Annotated in this window: 13 protein-coding genes; 10 read left to right on the top strand and 3 right to left on the bottom strand. The window is 41.8% G+C overall.

Annotated elements, in window-relative coordinates; all coding sequences use genetic code 11:
• Window positions 1–22: 22 nt before the first annotated feature.
• The gene (gene rtxC, locus Xbud_RS02085; RefSeq protein WP_099134495.1) at window positions 23–484 is read right to left on the bottom strand and encodes an RTX toxin-activating lysine-acyltransferase RtxC; all 462 of its coding nucleotides are present in this window, start codon (window positions 482–484) and stop codon (window positions 23–25) included.
• A 34-nt stretch (window positions 485–518) separates the two neighbouring features.
• A complete protein-coding gene (rtxH, locus tag Xbud_RS02080; RefSeq protein ID WP_099134494.1) occupies window positions 519–863 on the bottom strand; it encodes a protein RtxH in 345 nt (114 codons plus the stop codon).
• Window positions 864–1362: 499 nt separating this feature from the next.
• On the opposite strand from rtxH, the gene Xbud_RS02075 reads away from it, so the two are divergent.
• The 10 genes from Xbud_RS02075 (at window position 1363) to fur (ending at window position 15069) form a co-directional block, all read left to right on the top strand.
• On the top strand, window positions 1363–3480 hold the full coding sequence (locus Xbud_RS02075; protein WP_099134493.1) for a peptidase domain-containing ABC transporter: 2118 nt from the start codon (window positions 1363–1365) through the stop codon (window positions 3478–3480).
• The gene (locus Xbud_RS02070; RefSeq protein WP_099134492.1) at window positions 3473–4828 is read left to right on the top strand and encodes an HlyD family type I secretion periplasmic adaptor subunit; all 1356 of its coding nucleotides are present in this window, start codon (window positions 3473–3475) and stop codon (window positions 4826–4828) included. The genes Xbud_RS02075 and Xbud_RS02070 overlap by 8 nt, the downstream gene beginning before the upstream one ends.
• Window position 4829: 1 nt before the next feature.
• Window positions 4830–6989: a type I secretion system permease/ATPase gene (locus tag Xbud_RS02065; protein ID WP_099134491.1), complete on the top strand. Its 2160-nt coding sequence runs from the start codon at window positions 4830–4832 to the stop codon at window positions 6987–6989.
• Between the two features lie 101 nt (window positions 6990–7090).
• Window positions 7091–8056, top strand: a complete 966-nt coding sequence (locus Xbud_RS02060; RefSeq protein ID WP_099134613.1) for a GlxA family transcriptional regulator — start codon at window positions 7091–7093, stop codon at window positions 8054–8056.
• A 242-nt stretch (window positions 8057–8298) separates the two neighbouring features.
• Entirely contained in the window at window positions 8299–9405 is a 1107-nt protein-coding gene (locus Xbud_RS02055; RefSeq protein WP_099134490.1) for an efflux RND transporter periplasmic adaptor subunit, read from the top strand.
• Between the two features lies 1 nt (window position 9406).
• On the top strand, window positions 9407–12520 hold the full coding sequence (locus Xbud_RS02050) for an efflux RND transporter permease subunit (RefSeq protein WP_099134489.1): 3114 nt from the start codon (window positions 9407–9409) through the stop codon (window positions 12518–12520).
• A 47-nt stretch (window positions 12521–12567) separates the two neighbouring features.
• Window positions 12568–13158, top strand: coding sequence for a TetR/AcrR family transcriptional regulator (locus Xbud_RS02045; RefSeq protein WP_099134488.1), 591 nt, complete (start codon window positions 12568–12570; stop codon window positions 13156–13158).
• Between the two features lie 256 nt (window positions 13159–13414).
• Window positions 13415–13705 (top strand): LexA regulated protein, encoded by a 291-nt coding sequence (ybfE, locus tag Xbud_RS02040; protein WP_099134487.1) that lies wholly within the window; start codon window positions 13415–13417, stop codon window positions 13703–13705.
• Between the two features lie 174 nt (window positions 13706–13879).
• Window positions 13880–14413 carry a flavodoxin FldA gene (fldA, locus tag Xbud_RS02035; RefSeq protein ID WP_099134486.1) on the top strand — a complete coding sequence of 178 codons (534 nt, stop codon included), beginning with the start codon at window positions 13880–13882 and terminating at the stop codon, window positions 14411–14413.
• A 206-nt stretch (window positions 14414–14619) separates the two neighbouring features.
• On the top strand, window positions 14620–15069 hold the full coding sequence (fur, locus tag Xbud_RS02030; RefSeq protein ID WP_099134485.1) for a ferric iron uptake transcriptional regulator: 450 nt from the start codon (window positions 14620–14622) through the stop codon (window positions 15067–15069).
• A 115-nt stretch (window positions 15070–15184) separates the two neighbouring features.
• On the opposite strand, the gene Xbud_RS02025 is transcribed toward fur, so the two are convergent.
• Window positions 15185–17878 (bottom strand): beta-N-acetylhexosaminidase, encoded by a 2694-nt coding sequence (locus Xbud_RS02025; RefSeq protein ID WP_099134484.1) that lies wholly within the window; start codon window positions 17876–17878, stop codon window positions 15185–15187.
• Between the last annotated feature and the right edge of the window lie 111 nt (window positions 17879–17989).

Here is a 17989-nt window from a genome sequence, read left to right as displayed (position 1 = left end):
TTCCTGGTGTTGGGCAAAAAAATTAAACAGTAAACCACTGCACCCGCCGGATACAGCGGTCATTTTTAATATCCAGAATGCCCCGGACAGTACAGGCTTTCTGCCCTTTCCACGCTGCAAAAACACGTCGGCGCAGATCGCAGGCAATGTCACGCGCATGTCCGAAAGGAGCTATCATTTCTGGAAAAAAGATATGCTGACCAGAGCGCCAGTCTTCATGCATGATTTCCCGATCACCGGAAAGGATTGCATCCCGACTGCTGTCAGACAAAAAAGCCCAATTACAAAAAGCAACTGGGCGTTGGTATTGATCTTCGTAATAGCAAAACTGATTGAGCTGAAATGACGGTAAAATACGTTGTTGCCATTCTGCAACTAAATAGCGTCGATGCAGGGGAGAATGCTGACAAAGTAACATCACCCCACCAATTAATGCTTGTATTTCAGTCTGACTCAGTGTTGCTGGTTGATGTGTGATCATCATAATCGAGCAACTATCTGGTAGGATTTTACTGATTTTATTTTGATTTTTTCGTGTTACGTGCTGCCGGTTTTACAGACTGTTCAGCTTCAACAGGTGCTGCATTTTCGTTCACCTCTGTTATCGGCAAAAATCCGGCAGCAATCAGCTTATTGATTTCAGCTTCCATACGCGGATCTTCGAGCATACTTTTCACCATAGAAACCATATACATAAAACCTGATATCGGCATATGGATAACTTGTTTTAACTCCAATTCCTTATCATTTTCCGCCAGTACACCATTTGCCATTCGATGAGGATCTTGACCAACAAAATAAAGAGAAAATACACCTTTATTGTAATTAACGCTTGAAATTGTTTGAACGAATTTTTCAGACATACCATTATCCATTAAATAAATATTAATCAAATGTTAAAAATACATTAAAACAAAAAGGATTTAATGATAAATGAAATCCTAACCAGATAGGGTTAATTTATCATTTAATCTCTTTTTACAGCAATCTAATAGATTAAGTAGCACCAAGGCACTGTTACAACATGAATTAATTAATGAGTGTTGAAGGTTGCAAACAGACATACACTTCAACATAAATTGCAAAATGGCAAGTAAAACAAGGGAGAAAAAAACCAAGTAATCCATCGGCTATTTTGATCGAAAATATATCTGCTTGCTTTTTAAAATCAACATATAAATATTAAAATGTCTATTTAACCACTGCACTTTGTCCCAATTACCCACGTTAATATCCCCATTAATAGCAGATAATATTCATTATTAAATTTATTAAGATTGTTTTATCGAAAAATACCACTTTATCTCTCTGGTTGCTTATTTAATTTGAGTTTTGTCTTTTTTTACAAATAGATATCCATGCATGAATGAAATAGAAAAAACGACATTATCATTAATTAAGTTAATAATAATGATATCTAATGACGAGCACTCGATTATATCTGATGGAAACATAAGCAATGATGATGATTATCATACTTCTTTGAATAAATTAAAGAAAAAACACCATATATCCATTAAAAATAAGCGCTCAATAAATAAGAAAATTAATACATTATCTTTGCCAGCTATTCTGTTCGATAATAACGGAAATCCTTCTATTCTGGCAAAATCCGATGAACATCGTGTGTTAATTCAAAAACCTCATCAAGAAAAACCAGAAATATTAGATAAGGTAGACTTTATCAATTCATGGAGTGGCCGTTGGATAAAAATAAAACAAAACAGTAGCCAATTTAATATCCAATGGTTCATTCCAGAATTTGTCAGACAGAAGAAAAATCTGTCTGAGATATTGCTGTTTTCTTTCGTCTTGCAGATCTTAGCCCTGATTTCTCCTTTATTCCTTCAGGTTGTCATGGATAAGGTATTAGTACATCAGGCGCTTTCTACATTGGATGTCTTAGTATTTGGTTTAGTGGTCGCCGGACTGATTGAAGTTATCCTGAGAGGATTGCGCGAATACCAGTATGCTCACACAGCTAACCGGATTGATATTAAACTGGGGCTGAAGCTGGTCAAGCACCTATTTGGCCTGCCTTTGCTATATTTCAAATCCCGCCAGGTGGGGGCAATTGTCACGCGGGTACGGGAACTAGAAACTATCCGGGAATTTTTGACAGGTTCGATGTTTACATTATGTATTGATGTCCTGTTCATGTTCGTTTTCATCTACGTTATGAGTCTGATTTCCGGGACATTAACCCTGATCTTTTTGCTCACTATACCGTTCTATGCCTTACTTGCCTGGTGGGTTACGCCCAAGATCGAAAAAGCAGTAGAGAAACAATTCACTCATGCTGCACTCAATACCTCTTTTTTGACTGAAACCGTTGCAGGAGCCGAAACGCTGAAAAGCCTTGCTGCTGAGCCACGTTTTACGCACCGCTGGGATAACCAGACCGAAAATATGGTCAGTACCAGTTATGAAGTTCAGCAATGGGACAACCGTTCCAGCCATCTGGTGATGCTGCTACAAAAAGTAACCAGCGCAATTATTATCTGGCTTGGTGCATCAGAAGTTCTTTCCCTGCACATGACTATCGGTCAATTGATTGCTTTCAATATGATGGTAAATCATACCGAACAACCATTGACCAAACTGGTACAACTTTGGGGACAATTTATCCGCTCACGCATTGCTATCGATAAATTAGGGGATATGCTGAACTTACCAACAGAGCAGCAATCTGGTAAAGAGCAGGTAACATTACAGGGTGCAATTTCGTTCTCCGATATCGTCTTCCGTTACCAACCTGATCTTTCTCCTACCATTAACCATTTCACGCTGAATATCAGGGCAGGAGAAACCCTTGGCATTGTTGGTACATCCGGTTCAGGAAAAAGCACCCTTGCCCGCTTGCTCTTGCGTCTCTATACCCCGGAACACGGAAAAATCACATTAGATGGTATCCCGCTGCAACAGATTGATATTGCCTCATTAAGGCAGCAAATAGGTATCGTGCTACAAGAAAACTTTCTGTTCAATAAAACCGTACAGGAAAATATTGCGCAATCGCGGCCGGATGCCGCATTGTCCGATGTCATTGAAGCTGCAAAACTGGCCGGTGCTCACGATTTCATTCTCAAACTACCGCTGGGGTATGACACCGTTATCGCAGAAGGGGGACAATCTCTGTCAGGCGGACAGAGACAACGTCTGGCGATTGCCAGAACCCTGCTCTCTGATCCCAAAATTTTGATCCTTGATGAAGCCACCAGCGCATTGGATGATGAATCACAGGCTATCATCCAATCCAATATGGCAAATATTGCACAAGGTAGAACCGTCATCACCATCGCACACCGATTGTCCACTGTACGTCAGTGCAACCGGATAATTGTGCTGCATCAAGGCCAGATCACCGAACAAGGAAGTCATGAGCAACTTTTGCAGCATGGCAAACACTATCGAAAACTCTGGCAGCTACAACAAGAACTACAACAGGAACTGAAACAGGAGGGACCCACCCATGTTTAAAGCCATCTTGCGTAAGGGGCTAAAACACTTGCGTGCTCCTTCAATACATTATGATTTTCTGCCAACCCATTTGGCATTGTCACAACGTCCACCTTCTCCGTTTGCTCGTTATACGGCGATTATACTCAGTATTGGTGTAATGGTAGCTCTCCTGTGGGCATATCTGGGAAAATTAGATGTACAGGCAACAGCAACCGGGCGCCTGATCGTCTCTGGTCGTTCGCAAATGATCCAGGCTTATGAACAGAGTCGTCTGATCACGATCCATGTTACCAACGGGCAACATGTTGAAAAGGGAGCAGAGCTACTGACATTAAATACACTCGGTGTGAATCAGGATATTGCACGTCTGCTTGAGCAGTGCGAATATTTTACTGAAGATAAGATCCGCTATCAGGCATTGCTGGACAAGCATGACCCTAAATTTTCGCCTCTTTTCCAACAGCAGCCGACATCTATACAGCAGAAAATCCTGACACATTACTATCATGATAAGCAGGAATTCGACGCTATTATTACCAATACCTATGCTGAAATGAATGTCAATCTCTCTTCCCAAAAAGCCAAAGAGAGCGATATTAAGGCGCTGACTAACCTGCGCCAGAATATCACTCAACGCTTACAAGCAAGGAAAACACTGAGTCAGCAGCAAGTTATAAGCCGAATGGAATATCTGGAACAGGAAAAGGAATTACTGGAAACAGAACGGCTGCTAACTCAACAAAGATCAGAGCTTAATGTCCTGATGACTCAATACAAGAGTTTTGAAGAGCGCCTGAAAAGTCTCAAAGCACAAAAAGAACGGGATTGGTTTGAAAAAAGAAAGCAGGCCGAAATACAACTGGCTGTACTGAAACAAGAGCTATCAAAAATGAAGGAGCGGGAAGAACTTTCTGTTGTACGTTCTCCTGTTACAGGTACTGTTCAGCAATTGAGTGTTCATACTTTTGGCGCAGTGCTGCAACCCGCGCAAAATCTTATGGTGATCGTTCCAGATGATCATGTACAGCTCTCCGAAATCCAGATCCTGAATAAAGATATCGGTTTTGTTCGTCCCGGTCAGTCGGTAACAGTGAAAGTCGATGCTTTCCCTTATACACGCTACGGCACTATTGAAGGAAAATTACTAAGTATTTCCCGTGACTCCACTATCGATGAACGATTGGGACTGGTTTTTCCGGCTCAAATCAGCCTTAAGCAGAACAATATCATGGTTGATGGCAAACCCGTCGAGCTTACGGCAGGGATGTCGATTGTTGCAGACATCAAGACCGACCAACGGCGAGTGATTGATTACCTGCTCAGTCCGATTCAGGAATATCAGTCTGAAGCGCTGAGGGAAAAATAATATGGCAGAAACTTTTTCCTTTACAAATAGTATTGGTGAAAACATTACCCATACAAATAGTACTGATACGGAAAATCACGTTAATAATCGTGCACTGGAATGTATCACTTATCTGGGAAAACAATTTCACAAAGCTGCTGATGCCAGACAATTGCACCATGCACTGGGATTAGATTCCCTGCAACTGACAGACTGGCAACTGCGGGAAGCTTCTGATGCTATCGGGCTACACAGTAAATTTGATTTTCTGACATCAGAGACGGCTACAACTTTACCTCTGCCGGCACTGGTTGAACTGGAGCAGTGCTGGTGGATACTGTTGGATGCCAACGCTGATCAATTTACAGTGCTCAATCCTATTACGGGAAAACAAAAAATTCAGGATTTGCATGACCAATATAAGATTTTGCTTGTCGCTGAAAAAAATCTAACTAAAAAACAGGTCAAATTTGGCTTAAGCTGGTTTTATCCATCCATTTTCAGACAAAAAAAACAGTTACAGGATATTTTCTTACTGGCCATTGTGCTGCAACTTTTTGCATTGGCATCACCTCTGTTGTTTGAAAATATCATCGACAAGGTATTGGTGGGACGTAGCCTTTCCAGTCTGCATGTTCTCGGTCTGGCGATGCTGGCACTCGCCATTGCAGAACCTTTGTACGGCTTTTTACGCAATACTGTGTTTGGACATATGGCAAGCCAAATCAACGCAGAACTTTCTGGCAGACTTTACCGCCATCTGGTAGGTTTGCCTCTGCCCTATTTCAAACAACGTCAAACAGGGCAAATCATCGCTCGTGTCAGAGAAATGGCTCAAATTCGCCAGTTTCTGACAGGTTCTACCCTGATGTTATTGCTCGATCTGATCTTTATCATCCTATTTCTTGGTGTCATGTTCCATTACTCCAGCCTGCTGTCATGGATAGTGATCGGCTCGCTGGTACTCTATTTCCTGCTCTGGATCACCGTAGGGCCAATCATCCGGCATAAAGTAGAAGCCGAATATGAAGCTGATGCCAATGCTACCAGTTTCTTAACGGAAGCCGTGACGGGTATCGAAACGATCAAAACCACAGCAACGGAAAAACGCTTCCTGCACCAATGGCAAAAAGTATTGAGCCGACAGTTAATCCAGCGTTTTGCCGCCCAGAAAAGCGGGCTTGCCGCAGGACAGGGGATCACTTTGATCCAAAAAATTGTCGCAGCTCTATTGCTATGGTGGGGAGTCAAAAGCGTACTTGTAGGAGAGTTGTCTCCCGGAGAGCTGATTGCTTTCAATATGCTGGCAGGGCATGTCACACAACCGATCCTGCGATTGGCACAAGTATGGCAGGATTTCCAGCATACTCTGATCGCTCTGAGACGTGTCGGCGATATTCTTGATGAACCCATGGAGAACAGTAAACAAGGATTAGCTTCTTCCCCTGAGCTGGCTGGTCAGATTGAATTCAAAAATATCCGCTTCCGTTATCATGAAGATACTCCCGAAGTGTTGGCAAATCTGTCACTGTCGATCAAGGCAGGAGAATTTATCGGTATCACAGGGCCATCCGGCTCAGGCAAAAGCACCCTGACCCGATTACTGCAACGTTTGTATATACCACAACATGGCCAGGTTTTAGTGGATGGCATGGATTTGGCCATTGCCGATCCGGTATCGCTGCGACGTAATATGAGCGTGGTATTACAAGAAAGCATTCTGTTTTCTGGTAGCATTGCCGACAATATCCGTCTGTGTAAACCCAATGCCAGTGATGAAGAACTCTATCAGGCAGCAACTCTGGCTGGGGCTATCAATTTTATCAATCAGTTTCCCCATAAATTCGCCCATCCGGTCGGTGAAAAAGGCAGCAATCTGTCTGGTGGCCAACGGCAACGCATCGCTTTGGCAAGAGCATTACTGAATGAACCCAAGATCCTAATCCTGGATGAAGCAACTTCCGCACTGGATTATGAATCCGAAGCTGCCATTATGAGCAATATGCATGAGATCCGCCGGGATCGGACAATTATCAGCATTGCTCACCGACTGAATACTATTCGCCACGCAGATAAAATCTTCGTTTTAGATCAAGGAAAAATCATCGAATCAGGCTCACATGATGATCTGTTACAACAAAATGGACTCTATGCACAACTTTGGTATCAGCAAACTAGCTGACTATTATCCTGAAAAATTTATTGAAGACAGGAGGCTTGTTTCATCTTAATAACAAAATTAACACAAAATTGTAAGATGCTCTTTAGGAAGAGAATATGGATATGAAACAATTCTCTATCACAGTTCTGGTATTTTCACATACTTCGGTCACATCGGTTACTATGCCGATTGAAATACTGACTATTGCCGCTAATGCTATTGGTGGCCCTATTCCTGATGTTCGTATTGTGTATCCCACTCAGAAAGGAGTGGATGAACCCCATGAACTGTTGATTAAATCCTCCTCAACTTTTCAGGGCAGCCTTTATCATAGTACACAACCCGACCTTATTCTGATCGGTTCACTGGGCTTTCCTGAATGGCAACCACATCATTGTTCACAGGAAATAATCGACTGGCTGAAAGCTATGGATGAAAAACATATTCCTATTGTTTCCATATGTTCCGGCACTTTCATGTTGGCCAATGCGGGCTTACTGAAAACAAGTGCAACTATTCATCCTCATTTCGCTGCTGAATTCAAAGAGCTATTTCCCCATATTCCTCTGTATACCAACAAAAAAATCACTTGTGACAATAATCGGTTCTGCATTTCCAGTGCTTATGAAGATGCCCGTTGCATGATGAATATTGTGGAGCTGATGTATGGACAATACGCCAGAGAACGTTGTGCACATTTCCTGTTTGGAGAAAGTGAGAACCAGGATCCAGTCAGTTTTGTCCCTTATCGCCAACATTCAGATCCGCTCATTCACAAGCTGCAAGATTGGATGCATTCCTCCCCTTCTGAAATTTTATCGGTAGCTGATTTGGCAAATAAAATTCATCTTTGTGAGCGGCAAATGAAACGCAGATTCAAAGTTGCCACAGGACAAACACCGATCCAGTATATCCAACAGATACGTCTGTCACAGGCCAAACACTGGCTAGAAAAATCACAAAAAACTATCGAAGAAATCAGTCATGAAGTGGGTTATGAAGATACCCGTTATTTCAGAGAGTTATTTAAACGCTGTAATGGCCTGACGCCAAAAGAGTATCGACAAAAGTATCACCATAATGGTTGATTTCCTATTGAGTGATATTTTTGTTGCCAAGCCACTTTAGCGCTTGATAATTAACCAACATACTATATTAAACGTTCCTTTCGCGTGAAATAATAAATCATCTGGGGACTGATTCCGGGTAAAATATGGTTAACGTAAAGCATGATTAAAACATGTTGCACGCAAATTTTAGATAGACTAATCTATCTAAAATATAGGCGCTAATTTAAGCGATCATCATCAGTCATTAGTAAGGACAATAAATGGCAAGAAATTTGTTATCTCTTCTTGGCTTTTGTTTTTCTGTGCTCGTTTTCACTACAAATGCCCAGGCATCCCAAGAACAGATGCGTGTCTCAGCAACAACGATGCAGGCAGTTCCCTTTGCTCCCTCAATTAATATATTAGGCTCTATTGTAGCAAGGAATGAAATTGTAATAAGCCCGTCACTGACTCAACATATCATTACTGATGTTCTGGTCGAAGAAGGCGATCATGTTAAACAAGGTGATGTTCTGGCTACGCTAGAAACGCCCATTCAGGATGAAAAAGTCAAGCAAGCCAAAGCTAATCTGGAACAAGCTTTGGCTATGATAAAACAGAATGAGGCCATGAACGATCGGGCACAATCCGACCTGAAACGGGCAAAACCGCTGATCAAAACAGGCGTAATTACTGCCAGTGAATTTGAAAAATATAAAATGGAGGCAAATTCCGCATTAGCAGCCTTAAATGCGTCAAAAGCCGAATACCGACAATTGCAGGCACAATTACAAGAAGAAAAAAGCCAGCGTGCCAAAACAACGATTCTAGCTCCCAAAGCAGGCGTTATCAGTGAACGAGTTGCCACAGTTGGTATGACCACTGATGGTAATTACCTGTTTAAGCTTATCGACAATAACCAGTACGAATTTTCGGCTGAAGCCTATATTGCTGACTTAAAACAGATTCAGGTGGGTTCATCTGCGGCGATTTCTCTTACTGAAGGGGATAAAATAACCGGTAAGGTGAGATATATATCGCCAAAAATTAATCCTATTACCCAAATAGGAATCATCAGGATCACGCTTGATAACGTTCCCACAAATATCAAACTGGGGGATTTCGGTTATGCTCTCTTTCAGCTTAAGCCAGAAAAAATTAATGCCATTCCTTATAGTGCAGTGAATATCACTGCTGGAAACAAAGCAGATGTCTATGTTATTGGTAAAAACAATGCGGTGGAGAAAAAACAGGTCAATATAGGGCGTATTTTTGATAAATGGGTTGAAATAAAGTCCGGATTATCTGCAAACGATAAAGTTGTAGTCTCTGCATCTCCATTCCTACAAGAGATGGATACAGTTTCCATTAAGTCACAGGGAAAATAAGATGAAGTTTCAATTATCAGAATGGGCCATCAGAAAGCCAATTCCTACTATTGTTATTTTCTTGGCTCTCACTATCGCTGGGTTATTTTCCTTTTCTGAGTTACCCATTAATGCCAACCCTGTGATTAATTTTCCGGTTGTGACTGTAACTGTCTCACAAAGTGGTGCTTCACCTTCTGAATTAGAAAATGCAGTGACTCAACCTATTGAGCGGGCAGTTTCTGGCTTACCGGGAATTCGGCATATTAACTCAACCATTACTGATGGTGTCTCTATCACGGTTGTTGAATTTAATTTGAAGGTTGACCCTAATGTCGCCGTAAATGATATTCGTGAGCAAATTACCCAAATTCGAGCAGAATTACCTCAAAATATAGATGAGCCTTTGATAAACCGCATTGATGTCGAAGGCGGGGCTATTCTGAATTATGCCGTTCAGTCAAAGAATAAAAATTTAACCGAATTATCTTGGTTTGTTGATGACAAATTAAGTAAGCATCTATTAACTGTGCCAGGGGTGCAAAAAATAAGCCGATCAGGGGGTACAAACAGAGAAATACTGGTTGAACCCGATCCGGTAAAACTGGCTGCGTTAAAGATCAGTGTTGCAGATATTAACCAGTTATTGCTCCAGAGTAATGTCAACATTCCCGGCGGGAGAATGGTTATAGCGGAGCAAGGTCATTCTATCCGTATTTTAGGGGCCAAAAATCAATTAAATTATCTGCGTAAATTAAAGTTTCCTTTAGAGAATAATAACTGGATTACTTTGGGCGATATTGCCACGATTAAAGACTCTCACTCAGAAACAACCTCTATTTCCCGCCTGAATGGTAAACCTGTTATTGGTTTTGCCGTGTTCCGCACTAAAGGTTCAAGTGATACCGTGGTAGAAAAAGGGGTCACACAGGCATTAGAGCGAATTAAAAAAGAGAACCCTGATGTTAATATCAAACTTGTTTCATCAAATGTGAAATACACAGTGGCCAGTTATAACGCCACCATGCAGACATTAATAGAAGGTGCAATATTAACAGTCATTGTGGTGTTTTTCTTCCTGAGAAGCTGGCGTGCTACTTTAATTGCAGCAATTGCACTACCATTATCTATTTTGCCCACATTTGTTATTCTGCATTTATTTGGCTACACATTAAATAGCATCACATTATTAGCATTAACGCTGGTAATTGGTATTTTAGTTGATGATGCGATAGTCGAAATAGAGAATATAGAAAAATATATTGAAAGAGGAGAAAGACCTTATATTGCTGCGATCAAGGCATCCAATGCCATTGGGTTCGCAATCATCGCAATTACTATTACGATTGTCGCTGTTTTCATGCCAGTCAGCTTTGTTGGCGGTTTCGTGGGTAAATATTTTGTTCCCTTCGGCATTACCGTATCCGCGGCGGTTTTGTCATCCTTACTGGTTGCCAGAATGGTGACTCCTCTGATGTCCGCTTATCTGTTATTACCGAAAAAGGCATCAACGAAAAAAGCATTGTCTGAACAAAACAGTGAAACAGGTAAAGTCGAGACACCGAAATGGATCAAGAAATATGTTGCCATTCTGGATAAAACACTAAAATTTCGCAAAACAGCCTTAGCACTAGCTGTCGTTTTTTTGTTTGGTTCACTAAGTCTGCTTGAGCTATTACCATCTGGCTTTTTACCTAAATCCGATATCAGTATCGCTAGAATAGATATTGAAGCCCCACCCGGAACACAGGTGGCGCAAAGCGATAAACTTTTGCAGCAGATTATTAAACAGTTTAAAGATCGTCCAGAAATTGTAGATATTTTCTCTATTGCAGGTGTTGAAGGAACAGCCGGCGATATTAGCCAAAGTAAAAGCACTATTATCGTTAATTTAGTGCCCATCAATGATCGCAAATTGTCACAAAAAGAATTTGAACAGTCACTGACGCCTATCTTAGAGGCAACACCGGATATTCGCTATACCTTTGGCAGCAGTGATGGAAACCGGGATGTTTCGATTGTTTTAGCCAGTGATTATCCAGAAATTCTGGCTCAGACAACAAGACAGTTGCGTCAGGAAATGATGCAGTTGAATGGATTAAAGAATATCCAAATTTTGCAACCATTACCAAAACGGGAAATTATCATCACCCCGAATATTGCTGAAGCTGCCAGAGCGGGAGTAACAACAGATGCTATTGGTTCAGTAATCAAAACCGCAACCATCGGTGAAATCAACGCTAATGTCGCTAAATTTAATTTACCAGACAGGCAGGTTCCTATCCGCGTCTTATTATCCAAAGAGGACAGAGATAATCTGAATGTGCTAAGTAATATGTACGTTAACAGCACATCCGGGGTTAATGTCCCTATAAAATCGGTCGCTGATATCTCTTTTGGTTCAGGGCCTGACACTATAGAACGCATTTCCAGACAACGTAAAGCCGTGATTGAGGCTGATCTTCATGGTATTGCAATTGGCACCGCTCTGGAGCAGATCAATCAATTACCAATATTGAAAAAATTGCCACCAGAAGTTAAAAGAATCCAATATGGTGATATTGAATACATGAATGAGATGTTTGAACGTTTCTCTACCACTATGATGCTCAGTATCCTGATGGTATTGGCTATTCTGATTATTCTGTTCAAAGATTTCTTACAACCAATGACGATTCTGATTGCCCTGCCATTTGCTATCGGTGGTGCCATTATCGCTTTACTTATCTATAATGCCACGATTGATATGCCCGTTATTATCGGCATATTAATGCTGATGGGCATTGTCACCAAAAACTCAATCTTACTGGTTGAGTTTATTCTCGAAAAATCCCGCTCTGGTATGTCGCGAACTGACGCCATTATTCAGGCAGGAAGAGAGCGTGTCAGGCCAATTATCATGACAACAATTGCCATGGTTGCCGGGATGATCCCTCTGGTAATCACCAGCGGCGCGGATACCAGTTTCCGTGCACCGATGGCGATTGCCGTCATTGGTGGGTTACTCAGTTCAACATTGCTAAGTTTGCTGTTCGTGCCCGTTATTTACAGTTATATGGATGATTTTAAAAACTATATCATTCCATATCTTAGAAAATTGTCATCGGTAACAAAAGACGATCTCAATTATCATTGATAGATGAATCAATTTGATTCTGTATCTAGCCTTTGGAGGAATATAAGGTGAAAAAACAGACCGAAAAACAGCAAGCCAAACGTAAACATATTATTGATGCGGCTATCTCCTGTTTTATCGAGAAGGGATTTCATGCAACATCAACAGCAGAAATCTGCAAAGCAGCAGGTATGAGTCCCGGAAACCTGTTTCATTATTATCCAACCAAGAATGCCATTATTAAAGCGATTGCAGAAGAAGACAGCCACGACTATGACGAAATTTTGGCGGCCTGTCATGATGAAAATTCAATGATTGCCACAATAGAAAAATTGTTGGCAAAGCTGATACAGCTCTACAACGAACCCGGCTATGCACGCCTCAGTATTGAGATTATCGCTGAGGCCAGCCGGAATCCGGCTATTAATAAAATATTCATCGAGAATGAGAAAAAAGTCCGGGAACGTTTAACTCTATTACTCAATAAAGGCATTGAGAACGGGGAAATCGATAAAAAACTTAATGCTGAACAGACTGCTTCCTGGTTGATGATCGCCGTTGACGGCGCTATCGGAAAGCAAATCATGGGGTCTGATTTTGAGTGGCGAGGAAGCCTTGAAGCTTTTACTTATATTATACGAAAAGCCTTTATTCCATAACCCTTACAAACGCTTTCTGATTAAGGCAAATGCCTTAATCAGACCAACACTATTCACTTTTCTCCGTTTTATTTCTCTTTCATACCGTACTTGCTATACACCACTTTCCCTACATTATTAGGTCTGAATTATGACTGAACCCGACAATCCCTCTTATCAACCAACAATCTCCCCCATCAACCAGTAGCGACACGCGTCCAGCTAAGGTATCATTGCCCGCTATATTATTGGTACACGCCCTTTATCAATCGAATTTATGGCAAAAGAACAAACTGATCGCACCACACTGGATTTGTTCGCAGATGAACGCAGGCCAGGGCGACCTAAAACAAATCCGCTGTCCAGAGATGAACAGCTTAGGATCAATAAACGCAACCAGTTGCGCCGGGATAAAGTCAAAGGACTGCGTCGGGTGGAACTAAAACTCAATGAAGATGCTGTTGGTGCTCTCAACCATCTGGCAAAACAGCGCAATATCAGCCGCAGTGAATTAATTGAACAGATGTTGCTGGCTCAACTGGCAACAGATAATCACCTTGCCAATTAACGGCTTTAATTCAACAGAGTGAAGCGGTGTCACCACACAAATCTGACAGACTTGTCACTGATGTTTGGTCAAAATAACGTTTTTCATTTTAATAAAACTGATATTTTTCCTGCTGATTTCAGCGTGACGTGTATGGATTTAATACACTAATAGAACAAGAGGTTAATCTACTTTATGGCAATAATAGGTATATTCTTCGGCAGCGACACTGGCAACACAGAGAACATTGCCAAAATGATCCAAGAAAAACTGGGCGGTGCTGATGTTGCGGAAGTTCACGATATTGCCAAAAGCAGCAAGGAAGATCTTGACGCCTTCGATATCCTGCTGCTAGGCATTCCAACCTGGTACTACGGCGAAGCTCAATGTGACTGGGATGATTTCTTCCCGACTCTGGAAGAGATCAATTTTGAAGGAAAGTTAGTTGCCCTGTTCGGTTGTGGTGATCAGGAAGATTATGCAGAATATTTCTGTGACGCTATGGGCACCATCCGCGATATTATTGAACCTCGTGGTGCAATTATTGTCGGTCACTGGCCAACTGAAGGGTATCACTTTGAAGTATCTAAAGGTATGGCTGATGATAATCACTTCATTGGCCTTGCTATTGATGAAGATCGCCAACCAGAATTAACCGAAGAGCGTGTTGATGCTTGGGTACAGCAGATTAAGGCTGAAATGAGCCTGTCAGAAATCCTCGGCGCATAATAAAAGATCTCCTCTGTGTATGTAAGGAAACAAATGCCTTTTGCACGGGATAATTCTTGAAATATGTGTCATGATAGCGAAGTGGGCATGGTTTTCATTTTCAGTATCCATGCCTATAATCTACAGCATGAAGCTGAATCATGATTCTCTCACGATACCCCAAGTATCACAAGTTCACTAAACTCAAGTTACAGGACTAAATCCGCATGACCGACAACAATAAAGCATTAAAAAATGCTGGACTTAAAGTAACACTTCCTCGCCTGAAAATTCTGGAAGTGCTACAGGTCCCAGAATGCCATCATGTCAGTGCGGAAGATCTCTACAAAAAACTGATTGATATCGGTGAAGAGATTGGCCTCGCCACTGTCTATCGCGTGTTGAACCAGTTCGATGATGCCGGCATTGTCACTCGCCACAATTTTGAAGGCGGTAAATCGGTTTTTGAACTCACTCAGCAACATCACCATGACCATCTGATTTGTCTCGACTGCGGCAAAGTGATCGAGTTCAGCGATGAGTCCATTGAAGAACGTCAGAAGGATATTGCTGCACGTCATGGAATCAAGTTGTCAAATCATAGTCTCTATTTGTATGGTCACTGTACTACAGGTGATTGCCGTAAAGATAGTACGTTACATGATGAGAAAGCATGATAAGAAGGCACGATAAGAAGTGATACATACTGCTCACTTTTGATATCGGCTCTTGTCAAAAGAAGCTGCTGCCGATTAGCCAAAGCTAATCGGCAGGTTGCTTTTTTACAGGCGATTATTTTTGATATACATCTTCAATTCGGCTGAAACGCTTACCATCAGTGCTAACAGAACGGACTTTCACATTACCTTCGACATATGGTCTTTGTCTGTCATCATAAATTTCCCAGGTTTTTCCATCATTCAACGAATACTGAATTGCCAGCCCGGGCAAAGCAATGTTCGCTTCCAATGTCCCTGACACAATCCTTGCGCCCGGTATTGGTAATCGATATGCAACATGTGCCTTATCCAGTTTTGCCATTTCACGTTGCCCCATTAAATTGGCAAAACGACGCCAATCATTATTGAGTTTATCGATTTCAACATACCGTGTGACTCCGCCTTTATATTCCCTGCCCTGCTGGTAATTCTGTTCCCATCCAGCCTGATGCCATGCACGTTCCGCCAGCGGCAGCAAACGCGGATAAATCATATATTCCATTTGCTCATCAGTACGCACCGTTTCGCTCCATGATAGCCCTGACAACCCATACGCCCCCGGCCAACGTTTATTACTGGTGGTATTGAAATAGTTGCCATTGATATCCACCGAAGTCTCGGCATTTTGTGGCATATTATTTGGTGCAAAACTGAAGATTTTAGCTTCATCATTAAAACGAGACGCCCAATAATAGCCCCGCTCCTTCGGATTAACTTCGTACGGCATATCCAGATAAACATAATCAGGGCTGGAAACAACGACACGATAGCCCTTGTTTGCCCAGTCATTAACGGAATCGTAACCTCCCCAATACAGCGTATCCCAAAAGTTCACCGTAACGTACTGAGTAGCAAAGTCTTTCACCGATTTCGCATGTTTCAGACCATCCTGCCATGACTGCATCGCCTTAATACCATGAGCATTGACAATCTTACTAACTTCAATCGCGAAGTAACTGGCCAGCTCATCAACATCTTTGATGGTGCCATTCGCAATCATTTTTTGACAAACCTGAGATTTTGCCCATGGTTTGTCCTCAATTTTTTTATTTATGATCCCTTTACCCGGTTCAATTGGACCATCTTTGTCCTGATAACCCGACCCCAAACGAATATTTTTCGCTTCATCACCGCCAAAATGCCATGTTCTCAGTGATGTTCCGGCTTCTTTGTGCATAGCAACGATTTCACTGATGACTTTGTCAACAAAACGTTTGGAAGAATCCATGCACGGGTTCAAATAGCTATGGCGATCGTAAAACTGTACAGATGTCGTATTTGAGGTATCCGTCGGGTCGAGCAAACGGTACTCATTGGCTTCCTGTACCTTTCCTTCTGCCACCAATTTTTTATAGCGGGCTTCCATAGACACTACCGCTGCACGGGAATGGGCCGGAATATCAATTTCCGGGATCACCTCTATCTGACGAGCCTTAGCATATTTCAAGATATCAATGTAATCCTGACGGCTAAAATAGCCACTGCCCATATTATTACTTGCTGGCCCTGAGCCTAATTGTGGTAACAAACATTGCGTCTCAGTTAAATCATGGCAACGTTTGCTGCCGATTTCTGTTAATTCCGGTAAACCAGGAATTTCCAGACGCCAGCCTTCATCATCACTCAAATGGAAATGGAATTTATTCAGTTTATAAGCCGCCATTTGATCGAGCAGACGCAAAACAGCTTCTTTACTATGGAAATTCCGTCCGACATCAAGAAACATACCTCTATATTCAAATCTGGGGGCATCTTTTGCTGTTAATGTGGCTATTTTCGGTACACCATTGGCCGGAAGCAGGGAAAACAGTGATTGCAGGCCATAAAATACACCGGATTCATCAAAAGCAACAACTTGTGCTCCCTTAGTAGTGATATTCAGGGAATAAGCCCCTTTAACCCGCCAATCACCGGTAAATTTGTTAGCATTAATCTGAGTCGCAATCCGATAACCGCTATCGGTTAACTTAATGTTATAGTCAGCAAAACGCTCTCGAATAATCCGAATTGAAGCGTCACTCAATCCTCCCAGTTCTAACCTCACTCCATGAGATAAATTGACATCCTGTGAATGAATGGACAATTTTCTGGGCGTCGGGATAATTTGCCCACGCAGTTTATCCTCATCAATTAATGACACCTGGCTGTTTTTCTCAAAACGGCTTTCGGGTGTCATCAGGATATTGTTATCCGCTGTAGTTCGTTTCCACTGCTCCCCTTTAAAATCAGATAAAAATGCACTCAGATCCTCAGTATCAGTATTAGTCAGTACCTTGGGAACAGCATCACCTGAAGTGGCATACCAGCGTGGCATAAAATCTGTACTATAAATCTGCCAGTATTCACCAATAATTGGCAGTGAAACCTTTTCTTTAGCCTTGATCCCTCTGAACTTTTCTGTCGGTTCTAATTTATACAAGTCACCTGTGATATGCGTGATTTTGTATTGCTCATTATCAACTTTCAGAATTTGGCGAATGCTATGAAAATAGAGTGCCCAATCCGCAGAATCAATTGCCTGAGCGCCATTGGTCAATGTGATATTAACCCGATTACAAGCGGCCCCATTTGCACCTAAAATGGCACAATCAGTCCCATGTGATCCGGCCTGGTTGTCTACGATGCTGAAATTCACGTTTAACTGACTAAGTGAATCCACTATCTGCTGTGATGTCATTTCCGCATGAATATTTTCCGCATAAGTACCTGCCGTGAACCCTGCCGCCATGATAATTGCTGCTAAAGTGTGTAATTTAATGCTTTTCATTAATGACCTCGTCCGAGTTTCTCATTTTCGCCCAGAACAGAAGGCTGTTTTTGATATCACAAAACGATTTTGTACAACGGTTACAACATAGCATCAATGCGAAATAACCCT

This window comes from Xenorhabdus budapestensis, from assembly GCF_002632465.1.
GTDB classification, from domain to species: Bacteria; Pseudomonadota; Gammaproteobacteria; order Enterobacterales; family Enterobacteriaceae; genus Xenorhabdus; species Xenorhabdus budapestensis.
Note: the sequence above shows the minus strand (reverse complement) of the source record. Positions and strands in the feature narration are given on the sequence as shown.

Bases quoted from the DNA above. Each gene is read 5' to 3' on its own strand.
- rtxC (WP_099134495.1), bottom strand. From the start codon at position 484: ATGATGATCACACATCAACCAGCAACACTGAGTCAGACTGAAATACAA.
- rtxH (WP_099134494.1), bottom strand. From the start codon at position 863: ATGTCTGAAAAATTCGTTCAAACAATTTCAAGCGTTAATTACAATAAA.
- Xbud_RS02075 (WP_099134493.1), top strand. From the start codon at position 1,363: ATGAATGAAATAGAAAAAACGACATTATCATTAATTAAGTTAATAATA.
- Xbud_RS02070 (WP_099134492.1), top strand. From the start codon at position 3,473: ATGTTTAAAGCCATCTTGCGTAAGGGGCTAAAACACTTGCGTGCTCCT.
- Xbud_RS02065 (WP_099134491.1), top strand. From the start codon at position 4,830: ATGGCAGAAACTTTTTCCTTTACAAATAGTATTGGTGAAAACATTACC.
- Xbud_RS02060 (WP_099134613.1), top strand. From the start codon at position 7,091: ATGAAACAATTCTCTATCACAGTTCTGGTATTTTCACATACTTCGGTC.
- Xbud_RS02055 (WP_099134490.1), top strand. From the start codon at position 8,299: ATGGCAAGAAATTTGTTATCTCTTCTTGGCTTTTGTTTTTCTGTGCTC.
- Xbud_RS02050 (WP_099134489.1), top strand. From the start codon at position 9,407: ATGAAGTTTCAATTATCAGAATGGGCCATCAGAAAGCCAATTCCTACT.
- ybfE (WP_099134487.1), top strand. From the start codon at position 13,415: ATGGCAAAAGAACAAACTGATCGCACCACACTGGATTTGTTCGCAGAT.
- fldA (WP_099134486.1), top strand. From the start codon at position 13,880: ATGGCAATAATAGGTATATTCTTCGGCAGCGACACTGGCAACACAGAG.
- fur (WP_099134485.1), top strand. From the start codon at position 14,620: ATGACCGACAACAATAAAGCATTAAAAAATGCTGGACTTAAAGTAACA.
- Xbud_RS02025 (WP_099134484.1), bottom strand. From the start codon at position 17,878: ATGAAAAGCATTAAATTACACACTTTAGCAGCAATTATCATGGCGGCA.